The 24,228-nt window shown below is 63.2% G+C and carries 4 protein-coding genes; all 4 read left to right on the top strand.

From position 1 onward, the window contains the following. The first annotated feature begins 957 nt into the window (after positions 1 to 957). The 4 genes from AO065_RS21700 to AO065_RS21685 are packed head-to-tail and all read left to right on the top strand — an operon-like array spanning position 958 to position 24,173. Positions 958 to 10,668 carry a non-ribosomal peptide synthetase gene (locus AO065_RS21700; RefSeq protein ID WP_004882871.1) on the top strand — a complete coding sequence of 3,237 codons (9,711 nt, stop codon included), beginning with the start codon at positions 958 to 960 and terminating at the stop codon, positions 10,666 to 10,668. After that, positions 10,665 to 14,777: a non-ribosomal peptide synthetase gene (locus tag AO065_RS21695; RefSeq protein ID WP_004882870.1), complete on the top strand. Its 4,113-nt coding sequence runs from the start codon at positions 10,665 to 10,667 to the stop codon at positions 14,775 to 14,777. Before AO065_RS21700 ends, AO065_RS21695 begins: the two co-directional genes overlap by 4 nt. Further along, on the top strand, positions 14,777 to 23,998 hold the full coding sequence (locus AO065_RS21690) for a non-ribosomal peptide synthetase (RefSeq protein ID WP_004882869.1): 9,222 nt from the start codon (positions 14,777 to 14,779) through the stop codon (positions 23,996 to 23,998). Before AO065_RS21695 ends, AO065_RS21690 begins: the two co-directional genes overlap by 1 nt. Continuing rightward, positions 23,985 to 24,173, top strand: coding sequence for an MbtH family protein (locus AO065_RS21685; protein WP_004882868.1), 189 nt, complete (start codon positions 23,985 to 23,987; stop codon positions 24,171 to 24,173). The genes AO065_RS21690 and AO065_RS21685 overlap by 14 nt, the downstream gene beginning before the upstream one ends. Positions 24,174 to 24,228 lie beyond the last annotated feature (55 nt).

The following is a 24,228-nucleotide window of genomic DNA, read 5'->3' as shown; positions in this document are numbered from 1 at the left end:
TGTTTCAGAATGGATACAAGTTTTTTTATATATGAATAACGCATCAGGGATTATTTTTTATCGTGATAGGCCCTTGAATTATTGAACGAATTTCCACGTCTCGGATCAGGTGGAGAGGTTGGAGTGATGGCGTTTTAGTTGCACTTGCTTCCCGTAACTCGTTCGCTGCATGTTTGCAAATTGAACGGGCGTTAATGCGGGTCTCAGGCGTCTTGTCCTTTTGTTGGACAATATTGATGCGATGGTCTATGCGCTTTGCATCGCCTGAAGTTAAAACGAAGAATGATGAGGTGAGCCGCTCCAACGCACTTGACGGTGGTGTTGTGAAAGTGGGTGAATCACGTAAGTCCGGGGCGTTTTGCCATCATTTTTCTGAACCGCTTAGTTCACTTAATCGCCACGCTTATGTCTGTTACCCATCTAACGGGTAATGTTGTGAAGACTTTCGAATTTGTCACTTTTTGTTTGCTTTCGCGTTTAAATCCATGGTTATTATCGCCAGCGCTCCGGGTCACGAACCCGGGCCAAGGATTGCCATGACTACAAGCCGGGCAATCTCAGCCGATCGGGACAACCCAGGCGCTGACACCCCTGCGCAGGCCATTCCCCGTCGTTGACCCTCAAACGAAAGATGAGGTTTCAAGTGGTCACGCGGTATGCATTCTCCAGCTTCAGGGCTTTCGCGACCAACCTCGCCACAGACCCTTCCCGTACCTCAGCTGCCCGCGAGCCACGCTTTCACGCGTCTCCTGCAGGTCTGCCCTCATTCGCTGTTCAATCTGTGTCCGCGCACGACAGCACATTGATCCCGCGGGCACGCGCTGCACCTTCCCCCTGATCGCTCGATCTGAATAGCTGAACCCATTCCGGCCTGCCCGTCGGGATCTGGCACCTGCCTGAGTGATCGGTGCACGGCTGCCTTCACATAAAAAATGTAGTCATGGACGGTGATTTCCGATGCTCGACAGATCTTCCTCGCGTGGGAAAAACCCTGCGCAGTTCGCTGCGTTGTCCGTACCAAACAGTTCCGGCGAGGAACAGTTGACGGATGCACAGCAGCCGCTGGAGTTGCCGATGGATCGTCCTCGCCCGCGCTTGCAGGATTTGCGCTACGACGTGCATGCGTTGGAGCTGGACGAGGCGCTGGCTCAGCGAGCTGCAGGGCCCGGTTCCGCTCACGGCGGCAGCCTGTTCACGGTGGTACTGGCTGCGTGGGCAGCAGTGCTGTGGCGGTTGTCTGGTCAGCATGAAATCACGCTCGGTACCCGCACGCCGGGCTGTGACGCTACGCGGCTGTTGAGGGTGTCGCTTAGCCCTGACATGACCTTCAATCAGCTGCTCGATCACGTGCATGGCGAGCTCAATGCGGCGTTAGACCCTCAGCCTGTGCGCGCCGGAGATCCAGCCGTTCAGGTGCTGTGTGTCAGTGATCATCACCAGGGCTTGCCTGCCGGTTTCGACCTTGCCTTGGGCCTTGTCGGAACGGGCAGTCGCATCGACGGGCAACTGCACTACGCAACGGCGCTTTTTGACGCGTCGACGGTCCAGCGTTTTGTCGGCTACCTGCGCCGCACATTGCAGCAGGTTGTCGAGCAGCCTGACCAACCCGTCCTGTCGATCGACATGATGGGCGACATTGAACGTCAGCAACTGGTCCATGACTGGAACTCGGCGCAGCAGCTGTTCGACGAGAATGGTTATGTGCATGAATTGTTCGAAACACAGGTGCGTCTTCAACCTGACGCCGTTGCGGTGCGGTTCGGACAGCTGGCGCTGAGTTACGAACAGCTGAACCTTCAGGCCAACCGTCTGGCGCATTACTTGCGAAGCCTCGGTGTCGGCCCGGACGTGCGGGTCGGTATCTGCGTGGAGCGTTCACCGGACATGCTGGTCGGTGTGCTGGCGGTGCTCAAGGCAGGCGGCGCCTACGTACCGCTCGATCCCGGTTATCCGCAGGCCCGGCTGGCCCACATGCTGGCTGACAGCGCGCCGTGTGTGGTGCTCACACAGAGGTCGGCAGAGGCGGCCTTGCAGCGGGCGCTGGAAGGTTGCGCGGTGCAGCCAGCGTTGCTGGATATGGCTGAAACCGCGCCATGGGCCGCGCAGCCTGTAGACAACCCTGATCCTCGTGCGGTCGGCCTCACCGCTCGCCATCTGGCGTATGTGATCTACACCTCCGGGTCCACCGGCACGCCCAAGGGCGTCATGGTCGAGCATCAAGGTCTGCGTGCAGTGAGCGCTGCGTGGGACCACCTGTATGACCTGCGCGCGCCGCTCAATCATCTGCAAATGGCGGGTTTTTCCTTCGACGTTTTCAGCGCCGACCTGATCCGGTCGCTGGGCTTCGGCGGCACCCTGGTGCTGTGCCCGCGCGAAACCCTGATGGACCCGCCCGCGCTCTATCGCCTGCTCAGTGAGGCCCGTATCGGTTTCGCTGATTTCGTACCGGCCGTGCTCAACCCGCTGCTGGCCTGGATCGAAAACAATGGTCATGACCTGTCGTTCATGCGCACGGTGGTCTGCGGCTCGGATATCTGGACGGCTCACAGCGCCCGGCAATTGCGCAGGCTGTGTGGCGATCAGGTGCAGATCTTTCAGGCCTATGGCGTCACTGAAGCCAGCATCGACAGCAGTTGCTTCGAGGTCGACGCCCTCAGCTCGCTCGAAGGCGTGCTGCCCATCGGACGAGCACTGGCCAACACCCGGATTTATCTGCTGGACACGCTCGGGGCACCGGTGCCAACCGGTGTCACCGGCGAATTGCACATTGGTGGCGCAGGCGTTGCGAGAGGTTATCTGAACCTGCCGCAACTGACCGCCGAGCGCTTCATCGACAGCCCGTTCGTGGCGGGCGAGCGTCTGTATCGCAGTGGCGACCTGGCCCGTTATCGCGCCGATGGAAACATCGAGTTCATTGGCCGCAACGACACTCAGACCAAACTGCGTGGCTTGCGCCTGGAGTTGGGTGAAATCGAAGCGCGGCTGGCACAGGTGCCGGGGATACGAGACAGTCTGGTGCTTGTGCGCGAGGACGAACGGGGCATCAAGGCGCTGGTGGCCTGGTTTTGCGCCGACGACGGCACGGTCCTGACGCCGCGCACGCTCCGTGAACAGTTGCAGACCCATCTGCCCGATTACATGGTGCCCGCCGCGTTCGTACGCCTGGCTGCCTTGCCGCTGACCCCCAACGGGAAAATCGACCGTCCCGCGTTGCCCGCGCCGGACGCAGACGCCTTTGATCAACGTGACTTTCAGCCTGCCCAAGGGCCGCTGGAAACCGCGCTCGCAGTCATCTGGAGCGACGTGCTGGCGGTTGAGCGCGTCGGCCGTGACGATCACTTCTTCGCCCTCGGCGGTCACTCGTTGCTGGTCATGCGGGTGCTGGCTCAGGTCCGGCAGCAACTGGGGCTGGAGGCGTCACCCGCTGCGCTGTTTGCGGCACCGGTGCTGCATCAGTTTGCCGAACGCCTGGACGACCTGCAGAGCGCGGCGCGTCCGGCGATAACGGTCGTCGCTCGAAGCGACACGCAAACGTTGTCGTCCGCCCAGCAGCGTCTGTGGTTTCTGGCACAGATGGAAGGCGGCAACGCGGCCTATCACATGCCGCTGAACCTGCGTCTGCGTGGCACCTTGCACGTCGCGGCGCTGGAACGCAGCTTCAATCGACTGGTGGCGCGCCATGAAGCGTTGCGCACCACGTTCGTGGCGGTTGAAGGCGAAGGGCGGCAGCGAGTCGAGGCGCCGGACTCAGGCATGCCGCTGCCGTTGATCGATCTGCGCAGTCACGCTGACGCCGAGGCGCGGCTTGTCCAATTGATGGACGAGGAGGGTGCCAAGCCGTTCGACCTGACGCGTGGGCCGTTGATGCGCGTCAGCCTGATCAGGCTGGCAGACGACGATCACGCCCTGTTGCTGACCCAGCACCACATCGTCTCGGATGGCTGGTCGGTGGGCGTGCTCACCCGCGACCTCGCGCTGCTTTACGAAGCGGCTTTGCAGGATCGCGACGCAGATTTACCACTGCTGCCTGTGCAATACGTCGATTACGCCGCATGGCAAAGGCAGTGGCTGGCCAGTGACACCATGGAAGCGCAGCGGCGCTACTGGCGCGAAACGCTCACCGGCGCCCCCGTACTGCTGGAACTGCCGACCGATCACAAACGCCCTGCGGTCCAGGATTATCGTGGCGGGTTCGTACCGCTGACCTTCGACCGAGCGCTGACGGACCGGCTCAAGGCGCTGGGCATGCAGCAGGGCACCACGTTGTTCATGACATTGCTGGCGGCCTGGTCGCTTGTGCTGATGCGCCTGTCCGGGCAGCGCGATGTGGTGATCGGGGTGCCCTCGGCGAACCGCAGTCAGCAGGAACTGGATGGCCTGATCGGCTTCTTCGTCAACACCCTCGCGCTGCGCATGACTCAGCCGGAAAACGCTCCAGCGGCGCAATCGGTGGCGGGCTGGCTGCAACAGGCACGTCGCGTCGCCCTGGATGCGCAGGAACATCAGGAGCTGCCGTTCGATCATGTGGTGGAACTGCTCAACCCTCCGCGCAGCCTGGCGCACAGTCCGCTGTTTCAGGTGCTGTTCGCCTGGGAGCAGGATCAGGATTCGGACCTGATCCTGCCAGGTCTGGACATCAGCCCGATCCACGCTCATCAACAGGTGGCCAAGTTCGACCTGCAACTGGCGCTCAGCGAACAGGATGGACAGATCGTCGGCGGCCTCGAGTATGCGTCGGGGTTGTTCGAGCCCGAGACGGTGGCGCAGTTCGGGGAATACCTGCGCCGCGTGCTGACGCAGATGGCCGATGACAGCGAGCAGTCGTTGTCGACCCTCGATCTGCTCGGCCCACAACAGCGGCGGCAGATGATCGATGACTGGAACCGTACCGAACGTGACTTCCCGGCCGCCGACTGTGTGCAGCGCTTCGAAGTGATGGCCCGGCGTACACCCGACGCCGAGGCGCTGCGTGCCGAGGGTCAGACGCTGACCTACGCCGAATTGAATCGCGCCGCCAACCGCCTGGCCCATTACCTGATCGAAAAGGGCGTGGGTCCTGAACAGCGCGTCGGTTTGTGTCTGGAGCGTTCGCCACAGATGGTCATCGGCCTGCTGGCGATTCTCAAGACAGGCGCCGCTTACGTGCCGTTCGACCCGGCCTATCCGCCTGAGCGTCTGGCCTTCATGTTCAGCGACGCCAGCCCGAGCCTGCTGCTCACGCAGTCTTCGCTTGTCGACGCGTTGCCACTGCCCGACAGCCATCTGCCGGTCTGCTGCCTCGACGTCGACACGCAAGACTGGGCGCAGCGTTCGGACACGGATCCGCAGGTTAGCGTCAGCCCGGACAATCTGGCGTACGTGCTCTACACATCAGGTTCCACCGGGCGGCCCAAGGGCGTGGCGCATAACCGACGCGCGCTGGACAACCTGATTGCCTGGCAGCTCGACGACGCACACACGCCGCGCCGGGTACTGCAATTCGCCTCGCTGAATTTCGACGTCTCGTTTCAGGAAATCTGCAGCACGCTGTGCCAGGGTGGCAGCCTGTTGTTGATGAGCGAAGCCAGCCGCAAGGACCTGGCGTCGCTGCGCTCGACTCTGATTGCAGAGGGCGTGCAACGGGCGTTCCTGCCGTTCGCCGTGTTGCAGCAACTGGCGGGCCTGACCGAGGCCGATGCGCCGATGCCGGAGGGCGGTTGCGAAATCATCACCGCAGGCGAGGCGTTGCAAGTCAACGATGAACTGCGCGCCTTTGTTCGTGGGCTCGGCGGTACACGGCTGCACAACCAGTACGGCCCGACCGAGACCCATGTGGTCAGCCAGTTCAGCCTGGTGTGCAGCGATGCCGCACACTGGCCGGACGCGCCGCCCATCGGGCGTCCCATCGCCAACACTCGGCTCTACGTGCTGGACCGCGACCTGAATCCGCAGCCGGTCGGCGTGGCGGGAGAGTTGTACATCGCCGGTGCCTGTCTGGCGCGTGGTTACCTGAACCGGCCGGACCTGACCGCCGAACGTTTTCTACCCGATCCTTTCAGCCCGCAACCCGGTGCGCGCATGTACCGCAGTGGTGATCTGGCGCGCTTCCAGACTGACGGCAACGTGCAGTATCTGGGACGCATCGATCAGCAGGTGAAGCTGCGCGGGTTCCGCATCGAGTTGGGCGAGATCGACAGCCTGCTGCACCAGCAACCCGGTGTGCAGGAAGCGGCCGTGCTGTTGCGCGAAGATGTCCCGGACGACAAGCGTCTGGTGGCTTATGTGGTCGGCAGCGCTGCCCCTGAAGCCCTGCGCAGCGCGCTGCAGCGTCACTTGCCGGAACACATGATTCCGACGGCCTGGGTCTCGCTGGCGCAACTGCCGCTGACCCGCAATGGCAAGCTGGACCGCCAGGCCTTGCCTGCGCCCGAGCGTCAGTCCGCAGCCTGCTACGAGGCACCGCGCAACGAGATCGAGCAACAGATGGCGCTGATCTGGGCCGAAGTGCTCAAGTGCGAGCGTGTAGGCATTCACGACAACTTCTTTGAGCTGGGCGGGCATTCGCTGCTGGCCACCCGGATGATCTACGCGATCAATCAGCGGATGGGCGCGCAGTTGTCCCTGAGCAGTCTGTTCAAGACCCCGGTTCTGATGGATCTGGCCGCGCAGGTACAGATAACCCGCGAAGATGACTGCCAGCCACCAGCGGCCCCGCTGCGCATCGAACCGGATCGTGCTGCGCGTTATGAGCCTTTTCCACTCACCGATATTCAGCAGGCGTACTGGTTTGGCCGCGAAGCCTCGGTCAGCCTCGGCGGCGTCAGCGCCCACGGTTATGAAGAGCTGCGCATTCCAGACCTCGACGCAGCGCGCTTCGAGCAGGCGCTCAATCGCATGATCCAGCGTCACGACATGCTGCGCGTGGTGTTTCTCAGCGACGGTACGCAGCAGGTGCTGGAAACTGTACCGACCTATCACATGCCGCGCAGTGACTTGCGTGCACTGTCCGCAGACGCTGCGCTACAGACCTTGCAAGCGACCCGCGAGCGCCAGTCGCATCAGGTACTGGACGCCAGTCGCTGGCCGTTGTTCGAATTCAGTCTGTCGCTGCTCGATGACGGCATCAGCCATCTGCACATCAGCCTCGACGCCCTGATCGTCGATGCCGCGAGCACGCAGATTCTGGCGCGTGAGTTGATGGCGTTCTATGCCGATCCGAATCAGGTTCTGCCGGAGCCGGGCCTGACGTTCCGCGATTACGTCCTGGCTGAGCACGCTCTGCGCAACGAAAGCCGCTACGCGCAGGCGCTCGATTACTGGCGTGAACGGGTGGCTACGCTGGCACCTGCGCCGGACCTGCCGCTGGTGTGTCAGCCGGACAGCATTGCCCGGCCGCACTTCACCCGTCGTGACCGCGAGCTGTCGGCTGGGCAGTGGTCGCAACTCAAGGCCGTTGCCAAACAGTTTGCCGTGACCCCGTCGGTAATGCTCCTGACCGCGTTCAGCGAAGTGCTTGCGCTGTGGAGCCGCCAACCGCGCTTCACCCTGAGCCTGCCGTTGTTCAACCGCATGCCGCTGCACCCGGACGTGGATGCGATCATCGGTGACTTCACCTCGCTGGTGTTGCTGGAAGTCAGTATCGACGGCAACGCGAGTTTTACCGACAAGGCCCGCTCGGTGCAGGCGCGATTGTGGCAGGACATCGATCATTCGGCGGTCAGTGGCGTGCGCGTGTTGCGTGAGCTGTCCCAGGCCCGTGGCGTGCAGCAGACCGCGATGCCCATTGTGTTCAACAGCACGCTCTCGGAAGCTGCGCCGGAACTGGCCGAGTTCAACCTGGCCGATGCGTTGAACGCCCGGCACATGCACAGCATTACCCAGACCCCACAGGTGTGGCTCGACCATACGTTGCTGGAGCTGGAAGGGCGTTTGTTGTTCAACTGGGACAGCATCGACGAGCTGTTTCCCGACGGCCTGATCGAGCAGATGTTCGTGGCCTACAACGCATTGCTGGATGCGCTGCTCGAACCTTCTGCATGGAACGCCAGCACACCGCAACTGCTGCCGTTGGCTCGCCTGCCCGCGCCAGTCGACCTCCCGGTCGAATCGCCTCTGATGCACGAACTGTTCGACCGGCAGGCGCTGGCGACACCCGATGCGCTGGCGGTGATCGGGGTGCAGCGTCAGTTGAGCTACCGGCAATTGCGTGCAGAAGCCCAGGCGCTGGGCGCGCGGTTGCAAGGTCTGGGCGTGGTGCCCAATCAACTGGTCGCCGTGGTCATGGAGCGCGGCTGGGAACAAGTGGTGGCAACGCTGGCGATTCACTATGCAGGCGGTGCCTACCTGCCCATCGACCCGACGCTGCCCGCCGAACGTCTTCGACACATTCTGGAGCGTGCCGAGGCGAGTCTCGCCTTGACCCAGCCTGCGTTGGTGACACGCATCGAATGGCCGTCGCAGATCAAGGTGCTGGCCGTGACCGATGCGGTTCCGGCAGAACAGACCCCGTTGCAGCCAGTCAATCGCGCAGCCACCGATCTGGCCTACGTGATCTACACCTCGGGTTCCACCGGCATGCCCAAGGGTGTCGTCATCGACCACCGCGGCGCGGTCAATACATTGCTCGACATCAACCGTCGCTATGCCGTCGGCCCGGCGGATCGGGTGCTGGCGATCTCGTCGCTGAGCTTCGATCTGTCGGTGTATGACTTCTTCGGCACGCTGGCCGCTGGTGCAGCGGTGGTGCTGCTCGATCCGCAACAGGCGCTCGATCCGGCGCACTGGATGACGCTGATTCGTGAGCATCGCATCAGCCTGTGGAACTCGGTGCCCGCGTTGTTCGGCATGCTGCTGGAATACGTGGAGAGCGAGCGCGGTGAACTGCCGGCGAGCCTGCGTGTGGCGATGCTGTCCGGCGACTGGATTCCCCTGACGCTGCCCGAACGCGCCTGGGCGCTGCAGCCGGATTTGAGTCTGAACAGCCTGGGCGGTGCAACCGAGGCCTCCATCTGGTCGATTCACTATCCGGTGCAACAGGTCGATCCGCAGTGGCGCAGCATCCCCTATGGCAAGGCGCTGGATCATCAACGCTTTTACGTGCTCGACGAGGCGTTGCAGCTTCGGCCGACCTGGGTCACCGGGCAGCTGTATATCGGCGGCATCGGTCTGGCCAAAGGCTACTGGCGTGATGAGGTGTTGAGCGCCGGCAGCTTCTTCGCCCATCCATTGACCGGCGAGCGCCTGTACCGGACCGGTGATCTTGGACGTCTGCTGCCCGACGGCAACATCGAGTTTCTGGGCCGTGAAGACACTCAGGTCAAGGTTCAGGGCTATCGCATCGAGCTGGGCGAAATCGAAGCCGTGCTCAATCGACACCCCGGCGTACAGAGCGCCGTGGTGCGGATTCTCGGTGACACGCTGGGCGAAAAACGCCTTGCCGGTTATGTGCTCAAGGACGATCCGGCATTGCAGGTCGGCGACTTCACCCAGTACCTGGCCGACAAGTTGCCAGCCTACATGGTGCCGTCGTCGTTCACCTTCGTGCAGGAATGGCCGCTGTCTTCCAATGGCAAGGTCGATAAAAAGCGCCTGCCTGAACCCGAGGAAGCACCACTGTCAGGTCCGGTTCTAGAGGTTGAGGGTGCGCAGGAAGAACGTCTGGTCGCCATCGTGCAGGACGTGCTCAAACGCTCGGCGATCAGCGCCGATGCCAACCTGCTGAGCCTGGGCGCGACCTCCATCGACATCGTCCGAATCAGCAACGCGCTGTCCGGCGAACTGCACTTCCGTCCCAATGTCGCGCAATTGCTCGCGCAGCCCACGCTGCTGAATCTACTCGCCCTGTATCGGCAGAGCGGGGCGCATAGCACTGCGGCGAGCCACGCTGGGGAGCGAGTGGCCCAGCCTGAGCAAACAGTCGAGAAGGTCATCGAAGACCCCGATCAACGAGCGCGTTTCAAGGCCGACCAGCGCGGCCGTCGCGCCTTCGACCGGGATCTGCCGGAAGTGCGGCTGCAACGGCCCGACGACAGCTTCTACACGCAGCGTTTCAGTGATTACCGCTCGGTGCGTCAGTACGCGGCGCAGCCGGTCGAGGCCTCGGCCTTCGCCGAGTTGCTGGCCAGCCTGGCGCAGGGGCAACTGGACGCTCAGGTCAAATACCAGTTCCCCTCCGCAGGCGGTCTGTACCCGATTCAGGCCTACCTCTACATCAAACCGCAGCGGGTCAACGGCGTCCCCGGTGGCGCGTATTACTACGACCCTGTGCAGCATCGCTTGCTGGCGCTGGGCAGCGGTGTGCTGGACCCGGACACCTACGACTACTTCGTGAACCGGCCGGTGTATGAAAACGCCGCGTTCTCGCTGTTCTTCATCGCCGACATGGCCGCCATCGAGCCCTTGTACGGCGAGCGCAGCCGTGACTTCTGCCACATCGAAACCGGTGCGATGGCGCAGTTGCTGACCATGACGGCAGCCGACTACGGCCTCGGGCTGTGTGGCATGGGGTCGCTTGAGGAACACCAATTGCCTGCGTTGTTCGATCTGGGCGCGAGCCATCGGCTGATCTATTCGATGGTCGGCGGCGTGCGGGCTGTGGGTGAGCAGCGCAGGGATCACATCGAGGCTTTTGTGTCCGATCCACACGCTGAACTGCCCGACGACTACGACATGGAAGAGGTTGAAATATGAACGCCCGTCAATTGCTGGAACTGTTCGACCGCCATGCCGTTGCGCTCGAAGTGGATGGCGACAAACTGCGCTGCAAGGCGCCGCGTGGTTTTCTCACGGACGAAATGCTCCAGGCACTCAAGCTTCACAAGCTGGAGCTGATCGCCCGGCTGAACGGGGCCGATCCGGCCGCGATTCCACGACGCAGCGATGGACAGGCCGACGTGCCCCTGTCGTTCTCCCAACGCCAGCTGTGGTTCCTCGACCAGCTTGAACCAGGCAGTGCGTTCTATAACGTGCCGACGGCCGTGACCCTTAAAGGGCCGCTTGATGTGGCGGTGCTGGAAAGGGCGCTGAACGGGCTCGTAGCACGTCATGAAATACTGCGCACCACATTTCGCAGCATTGACGGCGAGCCGCGTCAGGTGGTGCACGCGGCCATGCCGCTGATGCTGTCCGTGACCGATCTGCGGAGTGCCGCAGAGGCCGAACGCGAGACGATCATCAGGGCAGCCGTCGAACGCGACGCCAAATCGCCGTTTGATCTTGCTCACGGCCCGTTGTTTCGCGCTTCGCTGCTGCGCCTGGCGGACGACGAATACCTGTGGTTGTACTGCGTGCATCACATCATTGCCGATGGCTGGTCCATGGGTGTCGTGTTGCATGAAGTCGCCGCGCTGTACGGCAACTTTCTGCGAGGACAGCCCTCAAGCCTGCCACCGCTTGCGGTGCAATACGCCGATTACGCCTGCTGGCAACAGCACCGTCTTGGCGGCGGGGCGCTGGAACAACAGCTCGATTTCTGGCGGCGGACCTTGAACGACGCTCCGCCATTGCTGACCCTGCCCACCGACCGGCCACGGCCCAGAGTGCAGCGCTATGCCGGGGCGACCTTCAGTTCGTCGCTGGACGCTACGACCTTGCGCGCACTCACTTCGCTGGGCCGGGAGACCCGTGGCACGTTGTTCAATGTGCTCACGGCGGCGTTGTCGGTGCTGCTGTGGCGCTACAGCGGTCAGCAGGATCTGTGCATCGGCACGCCGTTCGCCAACCGGACCCGTCCCGAGGTCGAGCCGCTGATCGGGCATTTCGTCAATACGTTGGTGATCCGCCAGCGCCTGGACCCGCAGCAGACCTTTGCCGAATTGCTACGTGAGGTGCGCACGACGCTGCTGGACGTGCACACCCATCAGGACGTGCCGTTCGACCGGGTCGTCGAAGCGGTCAACCCGCAGCGCGATACGGCTTACTCGCCGCTGTTCCAGGTCATGCTGGTGCTGCAGAACACCCCCGGCGCTGCCGTGCAGTTGCCGGGCGTCGAGATGGCGCCGTACATCACCGGCAGCGCAACGGCCAAATTCGATCTGGCTTTCGAGTGGGTCGAGCGCGACGGCAGGCTGAACCTGCTGGTCGAATACAACACCGACCTGTTCGACGTCACCACCATCGAGCGCCTCAGTGCTCATTACCGGCATCTGCTGGAGCAGATCGCGCAGGATGCCAAGCAGCCGATTGCAGCCCTGCAATTGCTCACTGAAACAGAGCGCGAGCAGATGCTGATCGAATGGAACCGCTCGGCTCCGCTGGGGCAGGTTGCCGAGTGCGTACACAGCCTGGTCGAGGCTCAGGCCGCTGCGCATCCCGACGCCTGTGCCGTGGTTTTCGAAGATCAGTCGCTGAGTTACGCCGAGCTCAATACCCGGGCCAACCGGCTGGCGCACTACCTGCGTGAGCAGGGCGTCGGTCCTGACGTTCGCGTAGCGGTGTGCATCGAGCGTTCGCTGGAACTGCCGGTGGCCCTGCTGGCCGTGCTCAAGGCGGGCGGCGCCTACGTGCCGCTGGACCCCGATTACCCGGTCGGTCGCCTCGGTCACATGCTCAGCGACTGCCGTCCGGCCGTGCTGCTGACCCTGGGCAACGCCCGTGCGATTCTGCGGCAGGCGCAGCAGGATGCCGGTTGGGAAGCGCCGGTGTTCGACGTTCAGGCCGACGCCGGGCTCTGGGCCGGTTGCGCCACACAGAACATTGATCCGCGCAGTATCGGGCTGACCGCTGATCATCTCGCCTACGTGATCTACACCTCGGGCACCACCGGGCTGCCCAAGGGCGTCATGGTGGCGCATCGCGGCCTGAGCAATCTGCTGCTGTGGTGCCTGCAGGTCTGCGGCGAATCCGGCGCGATGCTGCACAAGATTCCGTTCGGCTTCGACGCCTCGGCCTGGGAAACCTTCTGGCCGCTGGCCACGGGCGGGCGATTGGTCATTGCGCGTCCCGGCGGGCATTTCGAACCGGGCTATCTGGCGCAGGTCGTCCGTGAACAGAGGGTCACGGCCATGGTGTTCGTGCCCGCCATGCTGCAGCTGTTTCTGGACGTCGATGAAGTGACCGTGTGCGACTCGCTGACGGACGTGTTCAGCGGTGGCGGCGAACTGTCACCTGCGCTGGCCCGACGTTTTCAGGAGCGCTTGCCCAATGCCCGCCTGCACAACGTGTATGGCCCCACCGAAACCACAGTCATCAACAGCATCTGGACCCTGGAGCCCGGCGCCGAAGTGCCAGCCCGTCAGTTACCGATTGGGCGGCCCATCGCCAATAACCGCCTGCACGTGCTGGATGAGCGCGATGCGCCGGTGCCGGTCGGTGTCACCGGCCAGTTGCACATTGGCGGCGTGGGCGTTGCGCGGGGCTATCTCGGGCTGGATACGCTGACGGCCGAGCGCTTCATCGACAGCCCGTTCGTGGCCGGGGATCGGTTGTACCGCAGCGGCGATCTGGCGCGCTATCGGGCGGACGGTCAGGTGGAGTTTCTCGGTCGCAACGATTTTCAGGTCAAGCTGCGCGGTGTGCGCCTTGAGCTGAGCGAGATCGAAGCACGACTGGACATGTTCCCGACCCTGCGTGCCTGCGTGGTGCTGATGGTCGGTGATACGGCACAGAATCAACGGCTGGTCGCGTGCTATGTGGCTGACGAACCGCTGGACGAAGCCACACTGCACGCGCATCTGGCGGTGACCCTGTCCAGTGCGGTGCTGCCCAGCGCCTACCTTTGGCTGGAAAAACTGCCGTTGACCGCCAACGGCAAGGTGGACCGCGACGCGCTGGCAGCCCTGGCCGATCAGGATCTGGCCGCGCGTCAGGTCAACCTCGGCAGCCCTCGGGACCACATCGAGCTGGCGCTCTATCAGATCTGGAAGAGCCTGTTGCTGGCGCCGCAGATCGGCATTCGCGACAACTTTTTCAACGTCGGCGGCACCTCGATTGCGGCCATCAAGATGGCGTATCAGATCGGTCAGACCTTTGCCGTCGACGTGCCGGTGCGGGTGATCATGGCTCACCCGACCATCGAAGCTCTGGGCGGCTGGCTGCGCACTGGCGCCGACCTTGCCACTGCGCAAGGCAATCTGATCGAGTTTCGCCGGGGCGAGGGGCGACGCAATGTCGTGTGCATCCACCCGGCGGGCGGAACGGCGTTCTGTTACCTGTCGCTGGCCAAGGTTCTGCCGGAGCATGTCGGTGTCTATGGTGTGCAGTCGCCGGGCCTGAATCCCGGAGAAAGCACCGAGCCGACTGTCGAAGCCATGGCCGAGGCCTACCTGCGCCTGATCGAACCAATGACCGACCGGCCGCTGATTCTCACCGGCCTGTCGTTCGGTGGGCTGGTGGCCTATGAAATGGCCCGGCGCCTGACCGCAGCGGGGCATCGTCAGGTGAGCGTGGTGCTGCTCGACACCCAGGGTTCGGACGATCCGGGTTTCCGGCAGCAGATCGGCACCGTGGACATGGCCGAGTTTCGCGACAAGCTGGTGCGCTTCAACGGCATGTATCCGGGCATCGAAGACGCGCAGGTCGAGCGCTATTTCCATCTTTACAACCATAACCGGCTCGCCATGGCGGCTTACGACTGTGCGCCGCACGCCGGCCGGATCGTGTTGATTCAGGCTCGCGAAGGCTTCAGTCGTCGGCAACTGCATGAACTGCGCGGCTTCTGGCGTCGCCGTGCAGGCGATGGCTATCTGGCCAGGCTGGTACATGGCGGGCACTGGGACATGCTGGAAAGCGCTGAAGTGCATCGCGTCTCTGAGGTTCTGGAGCGCGAGCTGCAACGTTTCGATACGCAGGAGGCGAATTGATGGACAGTCACAAGAGCGGTGCGCAAACCCAGGCGACCTTGCTGGGTCGTTTTGCCGGGCAGGTCCGCCGCCAGCCGCAGGCACTGGCGGTGATCGACCAGCAGACTCATCTGAGCTACGCACAACTGGCCAGCGCCAGTGAACGTGTCGCTTGCGGGCTCAAGGCTCGCGGCGTAAAACCCGGCCAATCCCTCGCGCTGTGCATGCCGCGCAGCTGGCAGTGGCTGGCAGCGATGCTGGGTGCCCTGAAGGTTGGCGCCGTGGTGGTACCACTGGACGCGGCCAGCCCGCTGGCGCGTCGGGAACTGATGCTGGCTGATGCCGGGTGCGTCGGTCTGGTGACCCTGACGAATGATCTGAACTGGACGCCGTCGGTCTGGCAGCTCGGCGTCGATGTGCTGCTGGATCATCCCGATCATCCCGTCCAGCCGCTCGCCGAATATTTCGCCGAGGTGATGTTCCTGTTCTACACCTCCGGCACCACGGGCGTGCCGAAAGCGGTCGAGGTCGGCGAGCGTGGTCTGCTGCGGCTTGCCGAGCCTGAGGGTTATATCGAGATTCGTGCGACTGACCGGTTCGCCTGCCTGTCCAATCCGGCATTCGATGCATGCAGTTTCGAGGTCTGGGCACCGCTGCTCAATGGCGGCTGCTGCGTGATCATCGCTGACGACGACCTGCACGATGCGCGACGCCTCGCCGAGGTGCTCGAAACGCAGCGGGTCGATAACCTGTTCATGACGGTTTCGCTGTTCAATACCTTGAGCGCCGACTTCCCGAGCTGCTTCGCCAGCCTGCGTCAGGTGCTGATCGGTGGCGAACAGGTCAGCGCTGCTGCTGTGCGCGCCTGGTACCACGCCAATCCCGACAGTCAGTGCCGGATCTTCAACGCGTACGGTCCGACCGAATGCACCACGTTCGCGCTGACGTACCCGATTGCCCGGAGTTTTCAGGGCGATTCAGTGCCGATCGGCCGACCGTTGCCAGACACCGGACTGTGCGTTCTGGACGCCCAACAATGCGCGGTCGAGCAGGGCGAAGCAGGCGAGCTGTACCTGAGCGGCAGCGGCGTCGCGCGCGGCTACCGCAATCGCCCGCACGATACGGTGCACAGTTTCGTGCAGTTGCGTGACCCCGAAGGTGCAGAGCGGCGCTATTACCGAACCGGCGATCAGGTGCGGCTCAACAGCGACGGCTTGATCGAGTACCTGGGCCGCATGGATCGTCAGGTCAAGGTTCGCGGCTTTCGCATCGAGCCGGGCGAGGTCGAGCAGCGTCTGCTGGAGCATTCAGGCGTTGCCCAGGCCTACGTCTGCACGCGCCGACACGCCGCTGAAGACCACCAGTTGCTGGCGTTCATTGTGCCGCGACACCCGTTGGACTATCGCGAGTTCGACACGCATCTGCGTACGCAACTCGCACCGTGGATGCGCCCGCATCAGCTGTTCGTGGTTCAGCGTTTGCCGCTGACCGCCAATGGCAAGATCGACCGCGATGCACTGCTGGCCCAGCCATTGGCACCCTGGCGCGCGGCTGTCGAACAGCCGGGTCACGAAGCGCCTGTTGCGCAAGCGCAGTCAGCGGTGCTGGATTGGCTGCTGAGTCAGGCCCGCATGCTGTTGTCGCAACCTGCGCTGTGCGCTCAGGATGATTGGCTGGGCAGTGGTGGCGATTCGCTGAAAGCCATGCGCCTGCGTTCGATGATTCGCACCCGTTGGCAGCGGGATATCACTATGAGCGCGCTGCTCAGCGAGCCTTTCTCAGCGCTCGCCGAACGCTTGAATGCCGAGCAGAACATCGCCTCCGGTTATCCCGTCGCACCCGTCATCAGCAACGACCGACGTCAGCCTGCAACCGCCGAGCAGAGCCGTCTGTGGCTGATTCAGCAACGAATGCCGGACTCGACCGCCTACAACGTGCCGATCATCCTTCACCTGAAAAGCGGGATTCAAATTCAGGCGCTGGCCGATACCGTGGATCGCCTCGTGGCCCGGCATTCGGCGTTGCGCATGGCGTTCGAGTCCGGTCCTGACGGGTTGTATCAGGTGGTGGCCGAGCACGGCACACCATGCAAAGTCTTTGCGCTCGGGCATTTCACGCAGGACACCTGGCGCAGCTTTGCGACGCTGGTCTTCGACACGCCGTTCGATCTGTCGATGCCGACCCTGTTTCGGACCTGGCTGCTGCCGTTTGCCGATGGCAGCTGTCGGCTGTTGATGAACCTGCATCACATCATCACCGATGGCTGGTCAATGAACCTGCTGTTCGATGATCTGACGCAACTGTACGAAGATGCGGCGCAGGGCAGAGCCACCGCCGATGCAGTGCCGAGCCTGACCACCCTGGAATTCGCTCAATGGCAGCGTCAGTGGCGCGTGGCCCCGCAATACCGTGATCAGCGTCGAGCGTTGGCCGAGCTGCACCGTCTTCAGGACACGCCTTCATCGGCGCTACCGCCGGTGCGTGCTGTCAGTCCGCAGGCCCGTCTGTATCGGCAGCCGCTGGGCGAGTTGCGCAGCGCCGCACTGGATCGTTTCTGCAGCCGCCAGCGCTTTACCCGGTTCGACGTGCTGTTCAGTGTCTACGCTTGGAGCCTGTATGCCCTGACCGGTTGCGAGCGGCCAAGGATCGCCAGTCCGGTATTGAACCGGCCACTGGCGGAGTTCGAGCACGCGCCGGGCATGTTCGCCAACACCGTGCTGATTCCCGCTGCGTTCAATCATGAGGTGACGTTGAGCGAGCAACTGCGCATTCAGACTGACCTCGTGCGCGAGGTGCTGGCATTGCAGGATGTGGCTCTGGCGGATCTGGTTGAAGACCTGCGGCTGTCATCCGGTTCGGCCCTGTTCGATTTCATGTTCGTGCTGGAAAACACCGACTACGCCAGCCTCAACGACGGGCCGCTGCAGGCCACGCTGGAATTCAACGAAACGTTGCAGGCCAAGTGTCCGCTGACGTTGCTGCTGGTGCAGGGCGGATCGCAGCTTGAATGCTGGTGGGAATACCAGAGCAGTCACTTCGATGCGGCACAGATCGACGCCATCAACATGCTGTTCCAGCGTGGTCTGGACGCTCTGCTGGAGCGCCCGACCGCGACGCTGCATGACGTACTTTTACCGCATCGTCTCGGCCTGCCTCCGGCCAGTGTCGGCGACCGCACCGAACCGCCATTCACGACTCTGGCCGACTGGTTCGAACATCAGGCGCTGTGCACACCGCGGTCCATCGCGCTGGTCGCTGACCAGCGCCATGTGAGTTACGCCGAGCTGAATACATTGGCCGATACCCTGGCCGCGCTTCTGGTCGAGCAATACCCTGCAAACGATCAAACCAAAGAGCCACTGCAAGTGGTGCTGTATCTGGACGCCTCGGTCGAGCACATCGTCGCCTTGCTGGCTCTGGCCAAACTCAACCTGACCGCCGTACCACTCGACCCCGGCTATCCGTTGGCCGTTCAGCGTCAGGTGTTGCAACAGGCACAACCGCACTGCCTGCTGTTCAGCGCCGAGACCGAAGCGGCACTGAATGAACTGGCTGTCGAGCGCTTCGTCTGCCATCGCGTTGACCTTGATGCTGCGCCGCGATCCTTGCAGCGCCCGCGACACAACGGCGAACGCCCGCTGTACACCCTGTTTACCTCGGGCTCCACCGGCACGCCAAAAGGTGTGCAGGTGCCGGACCTGACACTCTGCAACCTGCTGCAATGGCAGCGCACCCAGGGTCAGCTCCCAGCACGATCCGTTACCCTGCAATTTTCCATGCTGTCCTTCGACGTCTCGTTTCAGGAGATTTTCAGCACCCTGTGCGGTGGCGGAACCTATCACCTGATCAAACCGCGCTGGCGTCAGGATGCGCAGGCATTGCTGGATTATTTGCTTGAAGCCCGTATCGAGCGATTGTTCCTGCCCTGTGTGGCCTTGCAGCATCTGGCGCAAACCGCGGTCGGCCAGAAGGTGTACCCGCAGGCCTTGCGCGAGGTGATCACGGCGGGCGAGCAACTGCTCTGCACCGATGCACTGCGCGACTGGTTTGACGGCATGCCCCAGGCGCGCCTGTTCAATCATTACGGCCCGACCGAAACCCATGTGGTCAGCGCCTGGCGCCTGCCCGAGTCCGTTCGCGACTGGCCGTTGCGAGCACCCATCGGGCGAGCGGTGAGCAACGCGCTGTTGCTGCTGGTGGATGACTTCGACCGTCCCGTTCCTGCTGGCAATCGGGGTTATCTGCTGGTGGCCGGGCCGATGATTTCCCGCTGCTACCTCGCAGATCCTGTGCTGAATGCCACGCGTTTTGTCGAGCTGCCACGGCCCGATGGCAGCACGGCGTTGTTCTATCGCACGGGCGATCTGGCCTGCGCCGATGCCGAGGGGCGTTTGCACTATCTGGGGCGTGACGATCAACAGGTCAAAATCAGCGGTCAGCGTCTGGAACTGGGGCAGATTGAAGCGGCGCTGATGCAGCACCCTTTGGTGATCAATGCAGTCGTGATCCTTCAGGACGAGCCGCAGCGCCTCACGGCCTGTCTGCACCTGGACGGCACGCCGCCCGATCTTCAGGCGCTGGATCGTCAGGTGGCACTGCACCTGCCCGCCCATGTGCGCATCAATGAATACCGCCAGCTCGACGTCTGGCCGCGCACGCCCAGTGGCAAGATCGATCGCAAGGCGTTGACCGGGCTGGGCGTGGTGCTGGAACGCTCGTTTACTGCGGCACCTGCTTCGCAGCTCAGCCCGCTGGAACAGCAGTTGACCGAGCTGTTCGTGGCGGTGATTGGGCGTCCCATCGAGCCGGATCAGACGTTTTTCGAGGCCGGTGCGACCAGTCTCGGCCTGATGCGGCTGCATGCGCGCTATGCCCAGGCATTGCCGCAGGCCGTTTCGATGTCCGACCTGTTCGAACACGTCACCGTGCGGCGTCTGGCGCACCATCTGGGCAGTTCGTCATCAGCGCCGGTCACGCGCGAGCAGGGCGTCGATGCTGTCGATACCCGTGAACAACCCATGGCAATCATCGGCATGACCGTCAACGTGGCCGGTGCGCAGAACCTGGCCGAATTCTGGACGATGATTCAGGGCAATCAGGTGGGCATCGAACAGTTTGCCGCCGTCGAGGGGCAGGTGGGCGCTCGCAGTCAGCTGGCGGGTCTGCTGGATTTCGACCCTGAGTATTTCGGCATCAGCCGTCAGGAAGCCCGTCTGATGGACCCGCAGCAGCGGCACTTGCTGATGGCCTGTGTGCAGGCGTTACAGCACGCGGGGATGGTCCCGAAAGCCGACGGTCCGCGCATCGGGCTGATCGCCAGTTGCGGCGAGACCACGTACTTCCAGCAGATGCTGCGCGAGAGCGCTGACGGCGATCTGCCGGACGGCTTTCAGATGGCGTTGCATCACGACAAGGATTTTCTGGCCACCAAGGTCGCTTATCACCTGGATCTTACCGGTCCGGCCATGAGTGTTCAGGCCGCGTGCGGCAGTTCGCTGATCGCGGTCCATCTGGCCGGTGCCATGCTGCGTCAGGGCGACAGCGACGTGATGCTGGCCGCTGGCGTGCTGGTCGATCCGACGCTGACCGAAGGCTATCGCCACCGTTCCCAGCACATCTTTTCCCGCGATGGCCTGTGTCGGCCGTTCAGCGAGGACGCCAGCGGCACCATCGGCGCCAGTGGTTATGGCGTCGTGGTGCTCAAACCGCTGGCACGCGCCAGGGCTGATGGCGACCGGATCTACGCAGTGGTCGAGGCCACGGCGCTGAACAACGACGGTCGCAGCAAGATGAGCTACACCGCGCCTTCTGTGGCGGGGCAGACGGCGGTCATCCGCGATGCCATGCGCAAGGCAGGCGTGGGCGGAACCGACATGGGCTACATCGAAGCCCACGGCACCGGCACTTTGCTGGGTGATCCGGTGGAAGTCGCGGCGTTGAGCAAGGCATTTGGCCCTGCACCGGCTGCCAGTTGTGCGCTGGCCTCGGTGAAAAGCCAGATCGGTCACCTGGGCGCAGCGGCAGGCGTGGTCGGGCTGATCCGTGCAGCGCTTGCGGTCTTTCACGGCGTGATCCCGCCCAACCTCGGCTTCTCTCGGATCAACCCGCAGATCGACCTGGAACACTCGCCGTTCTATATCCCCACCACGTCCCTGCCATGGCCGGAAGGGCGCCGACGGCTGGCCGGGGTCAGCAGTTTCGGCATTGGCGGCACCAACGCTCACGTCATTATCGGCGCCGCGCCACAGGCCGAAATCGTCCCGCAGGACGACGTGCCGTGTCTGCTGCTGTCGGCGCACAGTCGTTCGGCGCTGGAACGGGACATGGCGGTCATCGAAACCTGGCTCAACACCTTTCCCGAACAGCGGACCGCCGTGCTGCGGCATGTGCAAACCGGGCGCCGCGCCTTGCGCTGGCGCTTCGCGATGATCTGCCCACCGAATGAAACGGTGTGCCTGCAGCCTTCGTTGATCAGGGAAGTCGTGCCATCGGAGGCCCACGTGACGGCCAGCGAGCTGTCGCCGCACGCCTTGCTCGACGCCTGGTATAGCGGGGCGACGATTGACTGGCCGACACGTTCAGCGCCACCGCCGTGGGACCTGCCGCCGTCGGCCTTCGATCTGCAGACCTATCGGTTTCAGGCATCGTCTGCTCTTGAAAAAGTTACTGAACGACAGCCCGTGGCCGACTGGTTTTATCAACGGCAATGGCAGCGGGTGCGGCGCTTGAGTTCACGCCCGCTGGCTCAACCTCGGGAATTGCTGGTGGTGTGCAGCCACGAGGCCCTCGACGACACACTGCGCAGTTGCCTTAAAAACGTCTATCGGCGAGTGGTCGAAGTCACGGCGGGGAATGGCTTTCAGCGACTTGCCACTGACCGTTTTGTGCTGGATCCGCTGGACACCCCGGCGCTCACGCGCCTGCTCGACATTCTGGCCGCAGCGGACGGGGATCAGTCGGCACCGCTTGAGCTGGACTGGCTGCACGCCTTGCCGTTGTCGGTCACCGGCAGGGTCAATGAGCAAAGCCTCGCTGCCGCGCAATGGGCGTGTCTGGACACCGTCAGTGCGCTGTTGCAGGGCTGGGGCCAGACGTCTCGTACTCCTGCGCTGAGGTTGTGGCTGGTGTCATGGCAAGCCTGCCCGGTGTACGGCGAGGTAAAGCGTCCCGAGCTTGCAGCCCTGGCCGGGATCACCGAAGTGGTGCCACAGGAATACCCGGTGCGTTGCCACTGGCTGGACCTGAACAGCGCGCAACTGGCCGCTCGACCTGAAGCACTGGCCGCGCTGCTGGCGGACCCTGTGGTGGCGCCGAGACGCATGGCCATCCGCGACCATTACCTGTGGCAACCGCATCTGCAGGCCAGCCCGGTTATGGCGTCAACCGTCGATCCCTGCCTGCTGCCGCAGGATGGCGTGTTTCTGGTGATCGGTGGCAGCGGTGGCATCGGCCGTACGTTGTGCGAGCACCTGTTACGAAACAATGGCCAGCGGCGGGTAGTGCTGCTGTCGCGTCACGGAGAGTGCCCTGACGCATTGCAGGCTTACCGCTCGCGTATCGATCCGGTTCAGGCCGATATCGCCAACCGGACGGTCTGGCCCCAGGTGCTGGAGCAACTCGAACGGCGTTACGGCCACTTTGACGGGGTGATTCACGCAGCAGGCGTCGGTGCTGGCAGCCTGATTCGTCATCGCGACGCCAGAACGCTGTCTGAAGCCATGGCCGCCAAGACCCTCGGCATGCTGGCGGTCGAAGAGCTGATCCAGCAGATGACGCCGAAATTCGTGCTGTATTGCTCCTCGATGGCTGCGCTGTTCGGCGGTGCCGGTCATCTGGACTACGCTGCCGCCAGCGGCACTCTGGACGGCTTCACCCATTACCATCCGAACGCCGCCAGCGATTGTGTAAGGCTCGGCATCAACTGGGACATCTGGCGTGACATCGGCATGGCCACGGGCGCTGGAGCAGGGGATGCCGTGCATCAACGGCACCTGGCGGTGGGCATGTCGGCGCAGGAGGGCTGTCAGGTTTTCGATGTGGCGCTCAGCGCTCAACTGCCGCAACTGCTGATCTCGACGACGTCCATCGAGAAGGCGCGACAGTTCTATCCGGTTCGACATGGCGCGGGATCGGTAGCGGCGCAACCTGTTGCTCAGGTATCTGCTTCGACGGCGCCGGGTAAAGAAGAGCAGGGCGCAGACCTTCGGACTCGTCTGCATGACTGCCTGTGCAAATGGCTCGGCGTGACAGAGTTGGACGAAGACAACTCGCTCTACGAACTGGGCGCCGATTCACTGACCTTGCTGGACCTGATCGACGAGCTGCAGGCAGCGACGGGTGTGGTGGTCGAGCTGTCCCGGTTCAGTCACAAGGTCAGCCTGCGCGAGGTGCTTGCACTGGTGCAGACCGACAGCCCCGACGCCATCGAAGCCGCCGAGGATGCCGAGGATGCCTGGGCTGACGCCGTCCGCATCGATGAGTGGAACCCGGGTGCAGGCCGCGACTGGCTGTACCTGATTCACCCGGTGGGCGGGGATGTTCAGGCGTATCGGGAACTGGTCTCGGCGCTGCATCCTGATCTGGGCGTGCGGGTCATCGCCGATCCGGCGCTGCGCTTGCCCGAACTGCCAGCCATCAGTCTTGTTGAGCGTGCACAGCGGTATGTGCGGGCTGTGCAGAATGGTCACCCTGACGGCACACACTGGCGTCTGTCTGGCTGGTCGTTCGGCGCCTGGGTTGCGCAGGCGATGTGCAGCCTTGCGCAGACCTCGGGTTTGTCGCAGCCGACGCTGTACCTGATCGACCCACCCGCACCGGACGCCGGAGCCGAGCTGGCGCAGATCGACGAGCAGCACATTCGAGAGGTCTTCCAGCGCGAGTTTTCCGCGCGTCGGCCCGGCGACATGGCCTCTGAGGACACGCCGCGCTACCTGCAACGCCTGATCGTCTGCTGCCAGAACAACATGGCAAGCATGGCGGATCATCGTCCCGTGCAACTGCCTGCGACGGCGACGCGCCTGTTCATTGCCACGCAGCCCAATCCCTACGGCATGGGCAGCAAGTGGCAACCGTCAGCGCTCAAGACCGCGTGGCAGGCCCTGGTGCCGAACATGCTGAGCTGGCAGCCGCTGGACACTGACCATTACGGCATCGTCGCCAGCCCGTCGGTGCAGACCATCGCCAAGATCATCAATAACGACCTGATCGAGCACACGCACGGAGAGCGACATGAACGAACCTGACTCGCAGTTCGAAGTGGTCACCAATGATGAAGGCCAGTATTCCATCTGGCCGGCGGGCAAGCCTATGGCTGTTGGCTGGAGCAAGGCGGGCGTGTGTGGCGAGCGGCAAACCTGTCTGGACTACATCGCCGAGCACTGGACCGACATGCGCCCGCGCTCGCTGCGCGAAGGGTAACCGGTCGCATTGATCGGCCCGGCAATCGGATATGACAAGAAGAGGATGAAGGAAC

Source organism: Pseudomonas viridiflava (assembly GCF_001642795.1).
In the GTDB taxonomy this organism is placed as follows: Bacteria; Pseudomonadota; Gammaproteobacteria; order Pseudomonadales; family Pseudomonadaceae; genus Aquipseudomonas; species Aquipseudomonas viridiflava.
This window is presented reverse-complemented; position numbering and strand designations above follow the sequence as displayed.

Excerpts from the sequence above, each read along its gene's own strand:
- AO065_RS21690 (WP_004882869.1), top strand. The coding sequence starts at position 14,777 with ATGGACAGTCACAAGAGCGGTGCGCAAACCCAGGCGACCTTGCTGGGT.
- AO065_RS21685 (WP_004882868.1), top strand. The coding sequence starts at position 23,985 with ATGAACGAACCTGACTCGCAGTTCGAAGTGGTCACCAATGATGAAGGC.
- AO065_RS21695 (WP_004882870.1), top strand. The coding sequence starts at position 10,665 with ATGAACGCCCGTCAATTGCTGGAACTGTTCGACCGCCATGCCGTTGCG.
- AO065_RS21700 (WP_004882871.1), top strand. The coding sequence starts at position 958 with ATGCTCGACAGATCTTCCTCGCGTGGGAAAAACCCTGCGCAGTTCGCT.